The organism is Arboricoccus pini (assembly GCF_900187945.1).
GTDB classification, from domain to species: Bacteria; Pseudomonadota; Alphaproteobacteria; order Geminicoccales; family Geminicoccaceae; genus Arboricoccus; species Arboricoccus pini.
The window spans coordinates 92,199-107,607 of record NZ_FYEH01000009.1 but is presented as its reverse complement, the minus strand read 5'-3'; the positions used below and the strand labels follow the sequence as shown (position 1 = coordinate 107,607).

At 62.8% G+C, this 15,409-nt stretch carries 12 protein-coding genes; 4 read left to right on the top strand and 8 right to left on the bottom strand.

What is annotated here, in order from left to right; genetic code table 11:
• The first annotated feature begins 208 nt into the window (after nt 1-208).
• Complete coding sequence (locus tag CFB17_RS13170) at nt 209-1,516, top strand: LLM class flavin-dependent oxidoreductase (protein WP_088562023.1); 1,308 nt, start codon at nt 209-211, stop codon at nt 1,514-1,516.
• Between the two features lie 99 nt (nt 1,517-1,615).
• On the opposite strand, the gene CFB17_RS13165 is transcribed toward CFB17_RS13170, so the two are convergent.
• Together CFB17_RS13165 and CFB17_RS13160 are read right to left on the bottom strand one after the other, a co-directional pair.
• Nucleotides 1,616-2,785 carry an FAD-dependent monooxygenase gene (locus CFB17_RS13165; RefSeq protein ID WP_088562022.1) on the bottom strand — a complete coding sequence of 390 codons (1,170 nt, stop codon included), beginning with the start codon at nt 2,783-2,785 and terminating at the stop codon, nt 1,616-1,618.
• Nucleotides 2,786-2,853: 68 nt separating this feature from the next.
• Entirely contained in the window at nt 2,854-3,648 is a 795-nt protein-coding gene (locus CFB17_RS13160) for an alpha/beta fold hydrolase (RefSeq protein ID WP_088562021.1), read from the bottom strand.
• 101 nt (nt 3,649-3,749) lie between these two features.
• On the opposite strand from CFB17_RS13160, the gene CFB17_RS13155 reads away from it, so the two are divergent.
• Nucleotides 3,750-4,793: a M29 family metallopeptidase gene (locus CFB17_RS13155; protein ID WP_088562020.1), complete on the top strand. Its 1,044-nt coding sequence runs from the start codon at nt 3,750-3,752 to the stop codon at nt 4,791-4,793.
• Nucleotides 4,790-5,410, top strand: a complete 621-nt coding sequence (locus CFB17_RS13150) for an isochorismatase family protein (RefSeq protein ID WP_088562019.1) — start codon at nt 4,790-4,792, stop codon at nt 5,408-5,410. Before CFB17_RS13155 ends, CFB17_RS13150 begins: the two co-directional genes overlap by 4 nt.
• A gap of 203 nt (nt 5,411-5,613) precedes the next feature.
• Here CFB17_RS13150 and CFB17_RS13145 read toward each other — a convergent pair whose 3' ends face one another.
• From CFB17_RS13145 to groEL, 6 genes are all read right to left on the bottom strand, one after another.
• Nucleotides 5,614-7,176: a D-aminopeptidase gene (locus tag CFB17_RS13145; protein ID WP_088562018.1), complete on the bottom strand. Its 1,563-nt coding sequence runs from the start codon at nt 7,174-7,176 to the stop codon at nt 5,614-5,616.
• Entirely contained in the window at nt 7,176-8,042 is an 867-nt protein-coding gene (locus tag CFB17_RS13140) for an ABC transporter permease (protein WP_088562017.1), read from the bottom strand. Before CFB17_RS13140 ends, CFB17_RS13145 begins: the two co-directional genes overlap by 1 nt.
• A 104-nt stretch (nt 8,043-8,146) precedes the next feature.
• Nucleotides 8,147-9,067 carry an ABC transporter permease gene (locus CFB17_RS13135; RefSeq protein ID WP_088562016.1) on the bottom strand — a complete coding sequence of 307 codons (921 nt, stop codon included), beginning with the start codon at nt 9,065-9,067 and terminating at the stop codon, nt 8,147-8,149.
• Between the two features lie 21 nt (nt 9,068-9,088).
• Nucleotides 9,089-10,282, bottom strand: a complete 1,194-nt coding sequence (locus CFB17_RS13130; protein WP_088562015.1) for an extracellular solute-binding protein — start codon at nt 10,280-10,282, stop codon at nt 9,089-9,091.
• Between the two features lie 57 nt (nt 10,283-10,339).
• Nucleotides 10,340-11,587, bottom strand: coding sequence for an ABC transporter ATP-binding protein (locus CFB17_RS13125; protein ID WP_088562014.1), 1,248 nt, complete (start codon nt 11,585-11,587; stop codon nt 10,340-10,342).
• A 13-nt stretch (nt 11,588-11,600) separates the two neighbouring features.
• On the bottom strand, nt 11,601-13,193 hold the full coding sequence (gene groEL / locus CFB17_RS13120) for a chaperonin GroEL (RefSeq protein WP_165769606.1): 1,593 nt from the start codon (nt 13,191-13,193) through the stop codon (nt 11,601-11,603).
• 153 nt (nt 13,194-13,346) lie between these two features.
• Between groEL and CFB17_RS13115 the strand changes: the two genes are divergently transcribed.
• Complete coding sequence (locus CFB17_RS13115; RefSeq protein ID WP_088562076.1) at nt 13,347-15,404, top strand: hydantoinase/oxoprolinase family protein; 2,058 nt, start codon at nt 13,347-13,349, stop codon at nt 15,402-15,404.
• Nucleotides 15,405-15,409 lie beyond the last annotated feature (5 nt).

Sequence of the window (15,409 nt, the reverse complement as noted above, 5' to 3'; positions counted from 1 at the left end):
CGCTATTTAGTTTGCATACAAACGAAGATGCGATGCCCTCCGCGGCCTTGTCAATGCGAAAGAAGGAAAGGAAGCGGCACCAACCATCCGATGGCAGGGACGACAGAACTCTGCGATTGACAAGCGGCATCCTTCGCGGATTTTGTATGTATACTTATGATTTTATCGATCGACGTCGCCTGGCGTCCTAGACCGGAGCCCAACGCCGATGAGCACGCGTATGATGCATCTCTTGGCCTATCTGAAAACGGGGCCGACGGCGGACCAGCCGGGTGGATGGCGGCACCCCTCGTCACGGCTGGACGACATCCTGGAGCCGGAGCGCTACGAGCATATTGCACGCGTCCTGGAAGATGCCTGTTTCGATGGCTGTTTCTTCGCCGATCTTTTCGGGCTTTACGATGTGCATGGCGGTAGCGTCGATGCCTATGTCCGCCGGGGCGGACAAATCAGCTTCCTCGATCCCATGATGGTCCTTCCCCTGATGGGCCGGGTCACCAGGCGTCTGGGGCTGGGCGCCACGCTCTCGACGACCTTCCACAACCCCTACAACCTAGCCCGCATGCTGGCCTCACTTGATCATCTGACCAAGGGTCGGGTCGCCTGGAACGTCGTGACATCGGCAACCGACCTGGAGGCCAGGAATTTCGGCATCGACGAATTGCCGGCACGGGATATCCGCTATGATCGTGCCGATGAGGTGCTCGAGGCCTGTATGAAACTTTGGTATGGCTGGGAGCCCGACGCCTTCATCCTGGACAAGGAGCGGGGATATTTCGCCGATCCCGCGAAAGTGCATTACGCAAACTATGAGGGCCGGTTCCTCAAGACCCGCGGGCCTTTGTCGATCCCGCGCAGCCCGCAGGGCCATCCGGTGATCATGCAGGCCGGTTCCTCAGAAAGGGGCCGCGTCTTCGCCGCCCGCTGGGCCGAAATGATCTTTACGGTTCAGCGTGGGATCTCGGACATGCAGACATTCTACGCCGACATGAAGACGCGAGTGATCGAAGCTGGCCGGCCGCCGGAGCATTGCGCCATCCTGCCGATGCTGAGCGTGTCCCTGGGCGAGACCGAATCGATCGCCAGGGAGCGGGCGGAATATCTGAGCAGCCTCGTCGATCCCGAGCTCACGCTGGCCTTTGCCAGTTCCAATCTCGGCGCCGACCTTACCAAGCTGAAGGACGAGGCGTCGCTGGCCGAGCTGCAGCGCAACCAAGGCATGAAGGGCTCGTTCGATCTGGTCCAGCAGACCATGAAGGCTGAGAACCTCAAGCTGCAGGAAGCGGCATCCAAGACCTGGCGCGACAGGATGTGGATCGGCACGCCCGAAATGATCGCCGATCGCATGGAAGAAGCCTTCAAGGCCGAGGCCTGCGACGGCTTCGTCGTCATTCCGACCTATCACCCGGGCATGCACGAAGAATTCTGCCGGATGGTGGTACCGATCCTGCAAAAGCGTGGCCTGATGCGCACCAGCTACGCGGGCTCGACCCTGCGGGAAAATCTGCGCGCCTGATCACGAGGCGGAAACGAACGGAGCGACCTAACAGGCCGGCGGAAGCGCCGGCCTACGCGCCGTGCGCCCGACGAGCGGGGCCCCGATTGGCTGGCAGCGTTACACGACCTCCGTCGGCGCGTCCTGCAACGGCGCATCATAGGCGTCATAGCCAAAGCACCATGCCGGATCCTCGTCATAACGCAGCCATGTATTGTCGTGCGAGACCTTCTGCACCTTCGATGCCCGCTCGAACCGGTTGGCCTTGTAGAGGTCGAAGGCCGTATCATAGGCACCGACACCACAGGCTTCGATGCAACGAGCCAGGATGGCCGCATCCTCGATCGCCATGGCGGCACCCTGCGCCATGTGCGGCTTCATCGGGTGACAGGCATCGCCCAAGAGCACGAGCCGGCCACGACTCCAGAGCGGCAGGGGATTGCGCTCGAGAAGCGGCCATTTCGACACCTCGACCGTGGCATCGATCAGGCCCTGAACCAGCGGATGATAGCCGGCGAAGGCCTCGCGCATCTCCTCCTTGCTGGAGGGCACGCTCGAGATGCCGTGCTCCCAGGGTTCGGGCACGCCCGTCACATAGTAGATCTCGTCCTGCGCCCTGGTGACGTAATAGACCATCATGTGTCGATCCTCGGACCACCACTTGACGCAAGGCTCGTACTGCTCGCGAAACTTGAGCCCGGCGCTGGGAAAGACAGCCCGATGACCGACCCAGCCGGAGTAAGTCGGCGCCTCGACTCCGAGAAGCACCTCGCGGATCTTCGAATCGACGCCGTCGGCGCCGATGACGATGCTGGCGGTTGCGTGCGAGCCATCGGCAAAGCTCAAGTGGACGTCGCTGCCACTGTCCTTAACGTCCCGGAGCTCCTTGCCGAAATGCAGCGTACCCGGCGCGATCGCACGCTCCAATAACGCATGAAAGTCGCCGCGATGCACGGTGAGATAGGCGGCACCGTAGTTCCGCCGCGCGAAAGCACCGAGCGGAATGCGGGACATGTAGTCACCGGTCGCCCAGTCGCGGCTGAACCAGAAATCCGGATGGCTGCCGATCGCCTCGAGCGGCTCCTCGATGCCGATCCGGCGCAGGATCTTCATCACGTTAGGACCGACATGAATACCGGCTCCCAGTCGAGAGAACCCTGGCGCCTGCTCGTAGACGTCGACGTCGAATCCGGCCTGTTGAAGGAGAATGGCCATGACCGCACCGCCCAGGCCAGCGCCGACGACGGCGATCTTTTCGTCACGAGCGGGCGTCTTGATGGTTACAGGCATGTTGTCTCGTCCCGTAGATTGACCGCCAAGAGCCTTATCGTTGCCAATATTGTTTGTAAACAAACAAATTACGTGAGGAACGGATCAATGGCCGCGAAGAACCCGTCGAACGAATCCCAAGGGATCATGTGGCCGGCACCCTCGACCGTCGCTATCCGCACGTCCGGCAGCAAGTTCTTGATCTCGGCGGCGTCCTCGGGAAGAATCACCGTCGCGCCGCCGGCGATGACGAGAAGAACGGGCATCGCCAGATGCGGCAGGTCGACATGGATGTCGTCGGTCTGGAAACCCTCAAAGGCGGTAACCACGGCGGTCTCGTCGCAGGTATGCAGCCACTCAGCGCGAAGCTGCAGCTCCTCTTTCGTCCATTTGGGCAGGAAGGGCCGCATGTCTTCGGCATCACAGCCCCGCATGGCCAGACGGATCGAATCGACATACCAGTCGAGCTTGGCCGGGTAGGCGCGCCGGCCGGGGCCGCTCACCGGTGGGTCGACAAGTACGAGTTTGGCAAAGGCGCCCGGATGACGCCTGGCCGCACGGATCGCAAAGCGGGCGCCCATGGAATGCCCCATGACGACCGGCTGCTCCAATCCCAGAGCCGAAGTGAAGGCTGCGATGTCGTCGGCACAGGCGTCGATGCCATAATCGAGATCACCGGCTTGTGAGAGTCCACGGCCACGCACATCCAGGACGTAGGTGTCGAAGCGCTGCCCCAACCGGTCGCCGACAAAACCCCACGTGATGGCCGGGCTGGTAATGCCTGGAACCAGAATTAAAGGCTGACCCTTGCCGCCATAGCGGAGATAATGTTGGCGGATGCCGTTGGCATGGACATTGCCACCTTCGACGAACGTGCTGGCCATCGTCGCTCCTGGAATTGCGGGTGATGAACACATGAAAGGCGCTGGACACGTTTGTATACGAATAATACTTTGGCGCCAATCTGGCAGAAGGAGCAACCGGCATGGCGATCAGCGACTATGAGATGATCCAGGCTTGGCGTCAGGTGCTGAGCCTCTCCAATCTCAAGTCTGGCGAGACGGTCACCATCCTGACCAACGTTTTGACCAACCCGCAGACTTTGCAGACGGCCACGATCGCAGCCCGCGACATGGGTGCCATTGTCAACCGGCTGGACCTTCCGCCCATGAATGGCGAGAAGTCGCTCTCGCGGGATGCGCTGGCCTATGTCGGCACGACGCCGCTCACCGGCAACAAGGCGGCGATGGCGCTCTTGAAGGAGAGCGATCTCGTCCTCGACCTGATGTTGCTGCTCTTCTCGCCGGAGCAGGGTGAAATCCTGGAATCGGGCACGCGCATGCTCCTGGCCGTCGAGCCGCCAGAGGTCCTGGCCCGCATGGTGCCGACCGAGGCCGACCGCTCACGCGTTCTTGCAGCCTCGGCAAAGCTGCAGAAAGCCAAGGAAATGCACGTCGTCTCCAAAGGCGGCACGAATGTGCGCTTCAAGCTCGGTCAGTATCCGATGCTGGAAGAGTATGGCTTCGTCGACAAGCCCGGGCGCTGGGATCACTGGCCCTCGGGCTTCCTTGCGACCTGGCCGGTCGAAGGCCAGTCGAACGGTACCATCGTCATCGACAAGGGCGACATTCTTTTGCCGCAGAAGAATTATGTGAACGAGCCCATCATTCTCCATGTTGAGGATGGGTTCGTTAAGAAGATGGAGGGCGGCATCGACACCGAGCTCCTTCGCGATTTCATCGAGACCTACGAGGATCCCGAGGCTTATGCGATCTCGCATATCGGCTGGGGCCTGCAGGACCGGGCACGCTGGTCGGTCCTGGGACTCTATGATCGCGAGGCCACGATCGGGATGGATGCCCGCGCCTTTGCCGGTAACTTCCTCTTCTCGCTCGGCCCCAACACGGAAGCGGGCGGCAATCGCAATACGGCCTGCCACATCGACATTCCACTCAGGAACTGCACGGTCATGCTGGATGGCCAGGAAGTCGTGCACCAGGGCAAGGTCGTGAACGAGGTCGTGGCGTGAGCGACGAGACAGCCGTCTACCAGCGCCAGGGCTTCGGCGAGCGCCTCGGTGTCGAAGGCCGTGTAGGCCTTTTGATCGTCGACTTCGTCAATGGCTTTGCCGATCCCGGCACGCTGGGCGGCGGAAATATCCGCGCCGCCATTGAATCGACCATGCCGGTCCTGGCAAAGGCGCGTGAGCGGGGCTGGCCGGTAGCACACACCCGGATCGTCTTTGCCGACGATGACAGCGACGCCAACGTTTTCTGCCTCAAGGTGCCCTCGATGTTGAAGCTCAAAGAGGATTCGCCAGAAAGCGCCATCGTTCCCGAACTGACGCCGAGAGCTGGCGAGTTCGTCGTTCGCAAGACCAATCCTTCCGCCTTTTTCGGCACGCCGCTCGCCGCCTGGTACGCGCAAAGGGCCGTGCAGACTTTGTTGATCGCAGGCTGCGTGACCAGCGGCTGCGTGCGAGCCAGCGTCGTGGATGCGATGTCGTCGGGTTTCCGACCGATCGTGCTGGAGGATTGCGTCGGCGACCGCGCTCTGGAGCCGCACCGCGCCAACCTCTTTGACATGCAACAGAAATATGCCGAGGTCATGCCCTGGGCGACCTTCATCCAGGCTCAGCCCGTCTAAACGCGCTTGACGCACGAAACCGCGGCGCGACTGAGATGATCTAGGCCTTCGTGGATATCCGGCAGCGGACTCTCCATAAAACGCCAAGCGTTGGCGATTGCCGTCAAACCGAGCTCTGCTTCCCGATGAGAGTTGCCAAGGCAGCCTCCCGCGTGAGGTTAGACACCGGGACAGGCGTTAGTTGCGAGCCTGTCGGTCGGTGGCTAACCGAGCCGACGGTAGGCAAGGCCACGCGCCAGCCAGCAGCCGAGCTTGAGGCCGGCCACGTCGCCACTGGCATCGCGATGGAAGGCAAGCGTCCAGTCGCCGGGGGGCGTGTGGTCGAGTGCGCGCGGACAGGGCAGGAGCCAGACGTCGGGTCCGATCGGCGAAAGACGCTCCATCCGGCCTTGGCCGAGCGGACCGGTGAAGGCGCCGTGCAGGAGCCCTCCAGCATTCACGACGACCAGGTCGGCGTCGATCTCTTCGCATCGATAACGGCCCGTAACGTCGAGACTGGCTTCACCATCGATCCGCTGAAGGCGTGAGCGTTGATTCTCGTCCCGCCGGACCATCCACAGCCCGTCAGACAGCGCGCGTAATTGGATGGCAGCATCGTCGGAGGCGGCACCGTCCGGATCCAAGGCCAGGATCTCGGCCGAGTGGCCGTAGCGGAGCCGGACCTGACCCTCGTCGGCAGCTTCGATCCGGACCGAGAGGCCGGTCTCGGGCTCAACATACGCGCCGAGCCAGTTGGGCGCTGTCTGCAGCGCGGGTGTCCTGGATGTCTCACCTAGGATACCACCCAGAAGATCGATTGCGGCGCTGTGTGCATCCGAGAGATGATTGAACATGACGACGATCGAGAGGCGCTCGCCGGGCACATAGAGCCGCTGGCTGCGCCAGCCGCGGAGCGCGCCGCCATGGCCGATGGCAACCCGGCCAAATTCGATGCTGCGCCTGAGCCCGAAGCCGTAGGCAGCCGGACTGCCATCCTTGAACATGACGGGGACCGACAACCGCGTCGGCAGAGCGTCCGGATCATCGCGCGTAGCATCGATATGACGCTCCCAGGCGATCATGTCGTCGAGCGAGGCGCCAAGGCCCGCATCGCCGGTCCAGATGATGTTGTTGACGGCCGCCCTGAAGCCACGCTCGGGCGTGCCTTCATAGCCCTCCGTGCCGTCCGGCATGGCGCGGGTGTCGGCGGCGAGAAAAGCTGTCTCCATACCGGCCGGCGCGAAAATGCGCGTACGTAGCAATTCGGCAAAGCCGCGTCCGGTCTCAGCCTCCAAGATGTCGGAGAGCAGCCGGAAATTCTGGTTGACGTAGGAATAGCGGGTGCCGGGCTTGAAATGCAGACTTCTAGCCTGGCGGACGAGAGCCGAGGCCTCGGGATCACCGAAGGCCGATTCGACGGCCGCTCCTTGCAGCATGGCCAATGCCCAATAATCGCGCAGGCCGGACTGGTTGTGGCAGAGATGAAGGATACCGGGTGCCGGTTCAGCGAGGTTCGGCAGACGAGACGACACCGCGCCATCGCGGCTCGTCGGGTCCTTGAACGCATCGAGGACAAGGCCACAGGTGAACTGCTTGGTGATCGAGCAGAAACGAAAGAGAGTGCCGGGCGTAAAGGGGATGCGACGCTCGGCATTGGCAAAACCCCAAGCGTGCCTCAGCACGACCCGACCTTCGCGAAGAACGGCAACGGCGCCCCCGGGCCCCGGATAGTCCCGCATCAGCTCGAAGAGGAGACGATCGAGACGGGCCGGTATCAGATCCGGCATCAGCCGGCCTTTCGAAAGAGAAGCCAGAAGAAGATCGACATGACGGGCAGCGTGACCAGAAGGATAATTGTCGCCAGCGCGAAGATGATGGGCACCTGCGATTGCTGGGATGCCGCCATTGCCCAGTTATAGATCGGCATCGTGGTTTCCTGGCCGCGCACGAAGATCGAACGCAGCAACTCGTTGAAAGAAAGCAGAAAACCGAAAATCCCTGCCCCCATGATGCCGGGACGCAGAATCGGAAACTCGATCTGCCAGAAGCGCTGCCAGTTATTGGCGCCGAGATCGGACGCCGCCTCCAAGAGACGCAGATCGAAGCGACTGGCGACAACCAGCACCAGAAGAAGGGCGAAGGGGAGTGCCCAGACCATGTGGGCAACGAAGATGGACCAGAGGCCGAGCTTCAGATCCAGCATCGTGCGCAGAAAGATAAAGAGCGCGGCCCCCATGGTCAGACCGGGCACGAAGAGGGGAATGAGGCTGACGATAAGAACCCCGCCTGGTCTTTTCATGCGGGTGATGGCGCGTCCGACCAAAGTTGCCACCAGCATGCAGGTAAACGCCACAACCACCCCCATGATCACGCTCTTTTGCAGGGGCAGGAGCCAACGGCCGTCACTGAGGAGCGTGCCGTAATGCTGGAGCGTCAGCGGATAGGGGATGCCGGAAAGGGGGCTCTGGCTGATCGACATGAGAGCCAAAAGGGCTATCGGTACATAGATCATGGCGATGGCAAAGAAGCCCAGGCACATGCCGACCCGCCCCCAGCCACTCCAACCGGAGAGCCGTCGCCAGTAACGACCTCGCTGATCGAGCTGATGCGTGTCGACGCGGGCTAGGCGCTGGAGGCGCGGATTGCCGATCATACCAACTCCTCACTTCAGGCGTTCGGGAATCGCTGCCACTCGTAGCGGCGGGTAGCCGGACCCGGTTCGATTACGGACATTGTCTTCCCCTTGGCTAAGGTGGCTCAGCGATGCGTGGCCGTGAACATGTTGGCAAAATCGAAGCGCTTGCGCGTCATGAGAATGAGGACGAGCAGACAGAAGGCCAGGATCGCTACAACGACCGTCGAAAGGGCGGCAGCTGTAGGATATTTCAATTCGCGCAAAGCCGAATCGACGGAATCCCCCAAGAGATTGACAAAGCCGCCGCCTAGCATCTGCGGTTCGACGAAAGCCGCCATGAGCGGCACGAGCGTGAAGATAATGCCAGCCATTACCCCGGGAATCGCCAGCGGCATGATCACATGGACAAGCGTCTGTCCGGGACTGGCGCCGAGATCCGCGCTGGCCTGGAGATATTCGTCGTCGATCAGGCTCATGATCATGAAGATCGGGAAGACCATCGTTGGGAAATAGCTGCCGATCATGCCGAAATGGACGGCGAACTCGGAATAGAGCAGCCATTCAATAGGCGCATTGATGACGCCCAGATGCATGAGCCCGCTATTGATCAAGCCGCCCGATCCCAGGATCGCCCGCCAGACGATGGTGCGCGAGGAGGGATCGAGAAAGAAGGGGATCGTGAGCAGGGTGATGATGAATGCCTTGAGCGGGACCGAACGGCAGCCCTTGGCCAGCCAGAGCCCGAAGGGAAAGGCCAAGAACAGCTCGATCGCCGTCATGGTGAGCGCGATGCGCAGCGTTCTTACCGCCACCAGCCAGCGGCCCGAGGTGAAGAGCGAGATCCAGGCGTCCAGCGAGGGCTGGTAGACAACCTTGTAGTATTTCACCTGGAAAAAACTGAAGGCCACCACCACGAGAAGCGGGAGGACGACCATCAGCGACCAGACGACGAGGAAGCCCGGGATGACAATTGGCAGCCGGCCCAGCCGTCCCAGTTGGAGGGAGCGGTAGCGCCTCGGTGCCGCTGCCGTGCTGATCGCCATCCTAGGATCTCCTTGGCTGCTTCAGGCGTTGAGGAAACGCTGCCACTCTTCTTCCATCTCGGATGCGTGCACCGGCGTGGTCTTGCAGAAGAAGGGCTTCTTGTACTTACGATCGACTTTCGTCTGCGTGTATTGAAGAAGCTCCACGTCTTCCTTCGGCCAGTTATGATCCTGCGCGTATTTCACGCCCAGATCCATGTTCGGGCCGGCATAGCCGCGTTCCTTGGCCTGATAGGCGCGATACTCGCCGCCCAGCATGTAGTTCAGAAACTTGTAGACGGTGTCGATATTGGCGCGCTTAGCCGCCTGGACAGGGATCGTCGCCTCGATCAACCATTTGTAATAGCCCTCGACGGTGAAGGCGTAGATCGTCGCATTCGGGCCCAGCTTGAGGTTAGCCTCCTTGGTGGCCGGCTCCCAGCAATTGATGAGATCGATTTCCTTGTTGCCGAGCAGCTGGACCTGCTCCTCGAACGCTGTGAAGATCGTACGGAACTGGCCGGCTTTCTTTCGCTCGACCAGATAATCGACCACCTTGGCGGCGACGGGGCCCGGCATGTCGGCCACGTCCTCGATCTTCTGCTTGCCGGTTTCGTTCAGATAGTTGGCCGTCTCGGAGAGAGACTGCAGCCAGCTGCGGTCGATGGCGACACGGCCCTTGGTTCTGTCATCCTCGAAGAATACGGACCAGGAGACGTCGTCCTGCCCATTCGGATTGGCGCCTATCTTTTCCGGAAAATAGCCAAAGCAGTCGCCGTTGCCGATGACGGGGATGCCATATTGCTTGCCGTCGAAGCGGACGAGGTCTGAGCGCTTCCAGGCATCGGGCGTTCGATCCCAAAGGGTGAGCTCGGGATTCTTCTCGTCGATCTCAGCATAGGCTCCCTGGGGTCCGAGCACGTTCTGCGTGCCGCCGTCGAAGAAGAAGACATCGACATTGTCGCCAATGTCATTGGCCATGACGTCACGCATGAAGACGCCAATATCCGAATTGGTCGGCGTGTAGTCGACGGTGACACCGATCGACTTCGTCATCAGGTCCCAATTCTTGAGCTGCGCCGTTGTCGTGCCATAGGCCTTGACCCGCTCCTCCGCGGCCATTGCCGCAGCTCCTGGCACCGTGGCCAGAAGCGCCGTCGCGCCCAAGCCGGCCGCGCCGCGCAACAGGTCGCGCCTTGCCAGCCTCAGCTGATCATCGTCGTCTTTGCCCTGCATCCCGCTGCTCCTGATATTGAAAGAATTCTCTGCAAGCGCGTGTCCGATGACGCGGTCCTAGGGTCGCATCACCATGCAATCTGACTGCTTCCACCAGATGCCGCCCGGCTCCCCTTGCGCCGCGCTCTGTTCCCAAAGGCGGATCTTGATTTCGCCAACCGGCGTCGTTGCCGTCTGGTCCAGATACTTACCTTTGTAGATCGAGCCTTGCAGGCTGCAGGGCAGCCAGTTGGCCTCCGCCTGCGCAGGCGGCGGGCCGAGATGCAGACGCTCGGCGCGGACGCCCGCCACCACGTCCTCGCCCGGGTTGATTACCCCGCCCGGCCAGCGACCGACGATGACCTGCCCCGCCACCTCGACCCTGGCACGGTCGCCCTGCAGCGCTACCAACTTGCCCTCCATCAGATTCTCGACGCCCATGAAGGCGGCGGTGAAACGACTTGCCGGTTGGTCGAAGAGCTCCTGCGGCGTGCCCTCCTGGGCGATCTTGCCGCGGCGCATGAGGATGATGCGATCGCTCATCGTCAACGCCTCTTCCTGGCTATGGGTGATATAGACGAAGGTCATGGAGAGCCGCTTGTGGATCTCCATGAGCTCGACCTGCATGTCCTGCCGCAGCTTTTCGTCGAGGGCGCCCAAGGGCTCATCGAGCAGCAGCATGGCCGGGCGCGTGACGATCGCCCGCGCCAGGGCCACGCGCTGACGCTGGCCGCCGGAGAGCTGGTGGATTCGGCGCTCGAACGTGTCCTCGAGCCGGACCATGCCGAGTGCCGCACGGGCGCGCTCCTCGCGCTCGCCGGCCGGCACCCCGCGAACACGCAGACCATATTCGACATTTTTGCCGACGGTGAGATGCGGGAAGAGCGCATAGCTCTGAAAGACCGTCGTGCAGTTGCGCTCATAGGCCGGCAGGTCGACGACGTCTTCGCCATTGAGCCTGAGGGCCTGCACCTCGCTCGGCCGCTCGAGGCCTGAGATCATGCGAAGGAGGGTCGTCTTGCCAGAGCCGCTTTCGCCCAGGATGGTCAGGAACTCACCCTGGCGAGCTGCCACCGAGACGTCATCGAGGGCGACGGTATCACCATAGCGATGCGTCGCATGGACGATCTCGAGAATAGGCGGCGCGTTCAGCTTGGTCTTCTCACCCAGTTTTAGATCCGGCGTCGCCCGAGAGCTGCGCTCAGAGGTTGTCGTGATCAGCGATCTTCTCCTCTCCGCTCGGCGATGCCCAACCGACCCATCTCGAATAATACGAACCCGGCTGAGCCGATCTGCCAGACGCTCGGCAAGCAACCAGCATGCCATGCGCCGATTGTGATCACATTGTCATCTCACTGACACGCTCTGCCTGCGAGATGGTCAGGTCGACGCGCATGAGTGCGCTGGCAGCCGAGATCGCCCCGCCGATGGCGGTACGCAGGACGGCGGCTGATTCGGGCAGGGTGGTGGATCTGGCGTTGATCACGGCATCTGTGATCACGTCGTACGCACTTTCCGGGCTCGCCAGCAGACGGCGAGCGACGGCCGCGCCGTCAAGGCCCCGATTGGCGGCCACGGCCTGTATCGGCGCCGAGACGCCCGCCTCCAGCATGCGAAGTGCCAGAGCGGCAGGCAGGCCGCCCTCCGGGTTCGCTTTGAGTTCCGCCAGGACGGCAAGTGCCGCACCGATCGTGGTAACGCCGTCCTGCTCCGCGGCCCGTGCGGCAGCTAAAGCTCGCTTGGCGCGCTGGCAGCGTTCCTCGGCCTCAACCGCGATGCGGCCCGCGATCCGCAGGGTCGCGATGCCGCCACTCAGGCGGGCCAGCCGCTTTCGATGCTGCTCACGATCGAAGTCCAGATGCTGTTCAGCCTTGATTTGCCGCCCGATTGCCGCCCGCCGTTCGGCTAGAGATTGGGGCGCGCCGCGGCCGCCGACGATGCTGGTGCCTTGTCGCGTGACGCGCGCCCGATCCGCGCGTCCCAGCATAGCGGGGCGGAGTTCGCCCAGCGTGGTGCCGCGTTCCGGAGCGATGACGGTGCCGCCCGTGGCGATCGCCAGGTCCTCGAGCATGACGTCGCGCCACACACCATGGCCCGGTGCTTTGACGGCAGCAACCTTGAGGCCAACCTGGCGCTGGTTGAGAAGAAGTGTGGTCAAAGCCTGTCCCGTTACGTTCTCGGCGATGATCAGCAGCGAGCGGTTGGCTTCTGCCACCATCTCGAGGACACGGATAAGCGGGGCAAGGTCGGTGATCGGATGACGGTGCAGGACGATCAGGGGATCATCCAGGAGAATTGCACCCTCGGGTTCGTCCTGCGCGAAGCCCGAGGAAAGCCAGCCCTGGTCGAAACAGAGACCCGCCTCGTGATCCAGCGAATCCTCGCGCGCCGGCGAAGTATCGACCTGGACATGGCCGCCCGGTCCGACGGCCGTCAGCGCGCGCGCCACCAAATGCCCGATATCGGCGTCGTCCCCGGCCGCCATGACGGCAACACGGGTCAACTCGTCGCGGTCGGCCAATGGGCGCGTGCGACGTGCAATGCCCGCCATCAAGATGGGAGCCAGCCTGTCGAGTTCGGCCTGGAGCGCCGATCCGACATGACCAGCCGTGATCGCTGGCAAGGCGACGTCCAGCATGGCGGCGGTGGCGACGATGGCGCTCGAACTGCCATCGCCCACTGCATCGACCGTTCGCCATGCAAGTTCACGCAGTGTCTGAACGGCCATCTGCGGCGGACCGGGCTCGATCTCCAGCTCTTGCATCAGGCGATAGCCGTCGCGAATCAGACGCGGAGCATGATGCGGCCGCTCGACGAGTACCGCACGGCCGAAGGGCCCCATGGTCCCGGCTACCAGAGTCGCCGCGCGCCGATAGCCGCGCGCGAGGGCACGATGGGCGTCAGAGCCGAAATGCAGGGTCGAGGACGACAAGGAATGGCTCCTGACTGGCGGCGACGCAGATATTCCCGATACCGGGCCTCGACCCGTAGCAAACCGCTTGCCAGAACGAGCGGCACGCCCCTTGCTTAACAACTTGCTCAATTGTGATCACACATGTTGAGCAAGAGGAAGGCGGACGCGCCGATGAGACTGGCCTGCGATACGGGGGGCACCTTTACCGATCTCGTCGTCGAGGACGGCGCTGTAACGAGGCTCTTCAAGGCATCGACGACGCCCGACGACCCGGTGCGCGGGGTGCTGGATGCGATCGGGCTGGCGGCTGATCATTATGGCATGCCGCGCGGGCGTTTTCTCGCCGGCGTCGACATGTTCGTGCATGGCACGACGCGGGCTATCAACGCCATTCTGACCGGCAATACCGCCAAGACCGCCTTCCTGACGACGGCTGGGCATCCTGATATTCTCGTCCTGCGCGAAGGCGGGCGCATCGAGCCCTTCAATTTCAAGGTCAACTATCCCGAGGCCTATGTACCAAGGCATCTCACCTTCGAAGTGCCCGAGCGCGTCATGGCGGACGGCTCGATCAAGCAAGCGCTCGACGAAGCTGCCGTTGCAACCATCGCCGGCCGGCTGGCCGAACTTGGCGTCGAGGCGGTGGGCGTATGCCTGCTCTGGTCGGTCGCCAATCCGGTGCACGAAGAGCGTGTGGGCGCCATCCTGGCCGAGCACCTGCCGAATGTATCGGTAACCCTGTCGCATCGCCTCAACCCGACGCTGCGCGAATACCGTCGCGCCTCCGCCACGGTCATCGATGCCTCACTCAAGCCGCTGATGTTCGACTATCTGAGCAAGCTCACCAACCGGCTGCGCGAGGCGGGCTTCAGCGGCCGCACGCTGATGGTGACGTCACAAGGCGGCGTGATGGATGCCGAGGCAGTGGCACGGGCCCCCATCCATTCGATCAATTCCGGACCGGCCATGGCGCCGGTGGCAGGACGATTCTATGCCGAGCGGGATTTCGGCGCCGCACCGGTGATCATCGCCGATACAGGCGGCACCAGCTACGATGTCAGCCTGGTGCGCGACGGCCGCATTCCCTGGACGCGCGAGACTTGGCTTGGCCAGCGTTTTCGCGGCCACATGACGGGCTTTCCCTCGGTCGACGTGAAGAGTATCGGTGCCGGCGGCGGCTCGATCGCCTCGGTCGATGCCGGCGGGTTGTTGCAGGTGGGGCCGCGCAGTGCCGGCTCGACGCCAGGACCGGTCGCCTACGGCAAGGGAGGCACCGAGCCCACGGTCACCGACTGCGCCCTTATCCTTGGCTATATTGATCCTGCATTCTTCCTGGGTGGCGCCATGCCGCTTGATCTCGACGCCGCCCGGGCCGCGCTCAAGACCCAGGTCGCCGACAGGTTGAGCATTTCGCTCGAGGAGGCGGCGGCGGCCGTCCTCGCCCTGGCGACCGAGAAGATGGTGGGTGCCATCGACGATATCACGGTAAACCAGGGCATCGACCCCGGGGCGGCCGTCATGATCGGCGGCGGCGGGGCCGCCGGGCTGAACGCCGTGGCCGTGGGCAAGCGGCTAGGCTGTGCCGCCGTGCTCATTCCGGAAACCGGGGCGACCTTGAGTGCCGCAGGCGCTTTGATGTCCGAATTGACGACCGAGCACGCAAGATTGCTCTTCACCACCAGCGCCAAGTTCGATTTTAAAGGCGTCAACGCGCTGATGGCAACGATGGAGGAGCAGTGTCAGGCCTTCGCCGATGGCCCGGGGGCCGGGGCCATCGAGGTGGCGATCGACTTCGCCGTGGAGGCACGCTACCCGCACCAGATCTGGGAGATCGAAGTCCCGGTCCGGGGCCGGCGGCTGGCCGACCAGGCTGCCCTCGACGACCTGGTCGCTGACTTCCACGCCATGCATAAGAAGATATTCGAGATTAACGATCCCCACTCTGGTGCCGAGTTCGTCACATGGCGGGCAAAAGTGCGATGCCGGCTCAAGGAGCCGGGCGCGGGCCGGCTGACCGCGTGCGACAGCGATGCCTCCATCGGCAAGAGGACGGTCTATTTTAGTAGCACGGGCTGGAGCGACGTTCCGGTCGCCCGCTTCGAGGCGATGCCGCCAGGCCTGAAGGTGACGGGCCCGGCCATCGTCGAGTCCTCGTTCACGACTGTGGTCATCGATCCCGGCACTGTCGCCGAACGGACCTCCGGCGGCGGTCTCTATGTCGCCCTTTAGACAAC

What these genes read in the sequence shown, in the direction of transcription:
- CFB17_RS13155 (WP_088562020.1), top strand. Translation starts at nt 3,750, where the DNA reads ATGGCGATCAGCGACTATGAGATGATCCAGGCTTGGCGTCAGGTGCTG.
- CFB17_RS13145 (WP_088562018.1), bottom strand. Translation starts at nt 7,176, where the DNA reads ATGCCGGATCTGATACCGGCCCGTCTCGATCGTCTCCTCTTCGAGCTG.
- CFB17_RS13115 (WP_088562076.1), top strand. Translation starts at nt 13,347, where the DNA reads ATGAGACTGGCCTGCGATACGGGGGGCACCTTTACCGATCTCGTCGTC.
- CFB17_RS13130 (WP_088562015.1), bottom strand. Translation starts at nt 10,282, where the DNA reads ATGCAGGGCAAAGACGACGATGATCAGCTGAGGCTGGCAAGGCGCGAC.
- CFB17_RS13160 (WP_088562021.1), bottom strand. Translation starts at nt 3,648, where the DNA reads ATGGCCAGCACGTTCGTCGAAGGTGGCAATGTCCATGCCAACGGCATC.
- CFB17_RS13165 (WP_088562022.1), bottom strand. Translation starts at nt 2,785, where the DNA reads ATGCCTGTAACCATCAAGACGCCCGCTCGTGACGAAAAGATCGCCGTC.
- CFB17_RS13135 (WP_088562016.1), bottom strand. Translation starts at nt 9,067, where the DNA reads ATGGCGATCAGCACGGCAGCGGCACCGAGGCGCTACCGCTCCCTCCAA.
- CFB17_RS13170 (WP_088562023.1), top strand. Translation starts at nt 209, where the DNA reads ATGAGCACGCGTATGATGCATCTCTTGGCCTATCTGAAAACGGGGCCG.
- CFB17_RS13140 (WP_088562017.1), bottom strand. Translation starts at nt 8,042, where the DNA reads ATGATCGGCAATCCGCGCCTCCAGCGCCTAGCCCGCGTCGACACGCAT.
- CFB17_RS13125 (WP_088562014.1), bottom strand. Translation starts at nt 11,587, where the DNA reads ATGGCATGCTGGTTGCTTGCCGAGCGTCTGGCAGATCGGCTCAGCCGG.